2 protein-coding genes are annotated in these 3079 nt (G+C 67.9%); one reads left to right on the forward strand and one right to left on the reverse strand.

Annotated elements, in window-relative coordinates; translation table 11 throughout:
- Positions 1-1957 (reverse strand): ATP-dependent Clp protease ATP-binding subunit (locus UK23_RS37255; protein ID WP_045316475.1); only part of this gene is annotated, 1957 nt, incomplete at its 3' end.
- Positions 1958-2353: 396 nt separating this feature from the next.
- On the opposite strand from UK23_RS37255, the gene UK23_RS37260 reads away from it, so the two are divergent.
- Positions 2354-3079, forward strand: a complete 726-nt coding sequence (locus UK23_RS37260; protein WP_231114846.1) for a (2Fe-2S)-binding protein — start codon at positions 2354-2356, stop codon at positions 3077-3079.

The raw sequence follows: 3079 nt of genomic DNA on the forward strand, positions 1-3079 counted from the left end.
CCACCGTCCGGCCCTGACCGTCGGTCAGGCGGCCGTCCTCCAGCACCTGGAGCAGCGTGTTGTAGACCTCCTGGTGGGCCTTCTCGATCTCGTCGAACAGCACGACGGAGAACGGCTTGCGGCGCACCTTCTCGGTGAGCTGGCCGCCCTCTTCGTAGCCGACGTAACCGGGAGGGGCACCGAAGAGCCGCGACGCGGTGTACCGGTCGTGGAACTCGCCCATGTCGATCTGGATGAGCGCGTCGTCCTCGCCGAACAGGAAGTTCGCGAGCGCCTTCGAGAGCTCGGTCTTACCGACACCGGACGGGCCGGCGAAGATGAACGAGCCGGAGGGGCGCTTCGGGTCCTTCAGACCGGCGCGGGTGCGGCGGATCGCCTGCGACACGGCCTTGACCGCGTCGACCTGGCCGATGATCCGCTTGTGCAGCTCGTCCTCCATGCGGAGCAGACGCGTGGTCTCCTCCTCGGTGAGCTTGAACACCGGGATGCCGGTCCAGTTGGCGAGGACCTCGGCGATCTGCTCGTCGTCGACCTCCGCGACGACGTCCAGGTCACCGTCCTTCCACTGCTTCTCCCGCTCGGCCTTCTGGCCCAGGAGCTGCTTCTCCGCGTCACGCAGCTTGGCGGCGCGCTCGAAGTCCTGCGCGTCGATCGCGGACTCCTTGTCGCGACGCACGTCCGCGATCTTCTCGTCGAACTCGCGCAGGTCTGGCGGCGCGGTCATCCGGCGGATGCGCATGCGGGCGCCCGCCTCGTCGATGAGGTCGATCGCCTTGTCCGGCAGGAACCGGTCGTTGATGTACCGGTCGGCCAGCGTGGCGGCTGCGACGAGCGCGGAGTCGGTGATCGAGACGCGGTGGTGCGCCTCGTACCGGTCGCGCAGACCCTTGAGGATCTCGATGGTGTGCTCGAGGGACGGCTCGCCCACCTGGATCGGCTGGAAGCGGCGCTCCAGCGCGGGGTCCTTCTCGACGTGCTTGCGGTACTCGTCGAGCGTGGTGGCGCCGATCGTCTGCAGCTCACCGCGCGCGAGCATCGGCTTCAGGATGGAAGCCGCGTCGATCGCGCCCTCGGCGGCACCCGCACCGACGAGCGTGTGGATCTCGTCGATGAACAGGATGATGTCGCCGCGCGTGCGGATCTCCTTGAGGACCTTCTTCAGGCGCTCTTCGAAGTCACCGCGGTAGCGCGAGCCCGCGACCAGCGAGCCGAGGTCGAGCGTGTAGAGCTGCTTGTCCTTGAGCGTCTCGGGCACCTCGCCCTTGACGACCATCTGCGCCAGGCCCTCGACGACGGCGGTCTTGCCGACGCCGGGCTCGCCGATGAGGACCGGGTTGTTCTTGGTGCGGCGGGACAGCACCTGCATGACCCGCTCGATCTCCTTGGTGCGCCCGATCACCGGGTCGAGCTTGCCCTCACGCGCCGAGGCAGTGAGGTTGCGCCCGAACTGGTCGAGGACCAGGGAGGACGACGGGGTGCCCTCGCCACGACCCGGCGACTCCGACGAGCCCTTCTCCGTCGAGTAGCCGGACAGCAGCTGCAGCACCTGCTGCCGCACCCTGTTGAGGTCGGCACCCAGCTTCACGAGGACCTGCGCGGCAACGCCCTCGCCCTCGCGAATGAGGCCAAGCAGGATGTGCTCGGTGCCGATGTAGTTGTGGCCGAGCTGAAGCGCCTCGCGCAGCGAGAGCTCCAGGACCTTCTTCGCACGGGGGGTGAAGGGGATGTGTCCACTCGGAGCCTGCTGGCCCTGGCCGATGATCTCTTCGACCTGCTGGCGGACGCCCTCCAGCGCAATCCCCAACGACTCGAGCGCCTTGGCGGCGACACCTTCACCCTCGTGGATCAGACCCAGGAGGATGTGCTCGGTGCCGATGTAGTTGTGGTTGAGCATCCGTGCCTCTTCTTGGGCAAGGACAACCACCCGCCTCGCGCGGTCGGTGAACCTTTCGAACATTCGCACTCCCTGACTGCTGCGTCGGCGGTCCTCGGCTCCACCGATCTACCCTGGTGAGCGCGGCACCGTGGCACCACTGTAGTGGGCGTCCCCGAGGCCTGTGGCTCCCATCAGCGCACAGCGCAATCCGGGCAACCCTGACACCAGCATCAACGCAGGTCGGGAGCAACGGATTCCACAGATCGGGCGATGTCCGCTCAGCGCGAACAACCGACCGTTGAGCGATACTCCTGTGACCGGGCCCACCTCGACGAGCGTCAGCAGCGCAATCTTGGGTAAGGTTAGGCAAGCCTCATTCAGTGCGATGAGATAAGGACTTGCGCGTTGACCGTACCTGCGAGGGTCTCACAGCAGAACCCGCGTGCGCTCACGCCTCTGGCCCAATCCATCTCCCGTTTGGCATCCACCTCGGAAGTCCGCTTCGGCACTCCGACCCCGGACTGGACGATCTGCTCGGAGCTCCTGGCCGAACCGGCCCGCTTCGACCTCTGGCGCAAAGACCTCGCCGAGTGGATGGCCGAGCAGTACGGCGAGTCCGACGACCGCGCCACCGCCGGCTACGTCATGGGTTGGTACTTGCACGTCCCGGGCACCATCGCGGGCCTGCTCTTCCACACCGCCCGCCGCGTCCCCTCTCTGAAGCCGACCGACATCGCCTTCCGCCTCAACACCGCCGGTCGCCCCCACCCGGACGGCATCTCCGTGCTGTGCGACGAGTTCGCGTGCCTCCCGGACGACCCGGCCTCCAACCACCCGGCCGCGACCGTCGTGGCCAACGAGGCAGCCCTGGCCGCTCTGCTCCGCGCCCGCTACGCAGCCCACGCCGCTCAGTTCGTCGCTTCGTTCGGCCAGGTGGTCCGCTTCGGCCGCCGCACCCTCTGGGCAGCGGCGACCGACATGCTGGAGTACGGCGCCTGGGCAGCGGGCCGGGTGTCGGGTGACGAGCCCGGCGGCGTGACCGACGCGGCGCTGATCCTCCCGGAGAAGCTCGAGCCCTTCGTCTCCGCCTCGACCCTCCACCTCTCGGACGAGGGCTGGAAGCGCAAGCGCAACAGCTGCTGCTTCCACTACGTGCTCCCGGAAGCAGAGCCCTGCACGGCCTGCCCGCGCACCTGCTCCTAG

Source organism: Lentzea aerocolonigenes, from assembly GCF_000955955.1.
In the GTDB taxonomy this organism is placed as follows: domain Bacteria; phylum Actinomycetota; class Actinomycetes; order Mycobacteriales; family Pseudonocardiaceae; genus Lentzea; species Lentzea aerocolonigenes_A.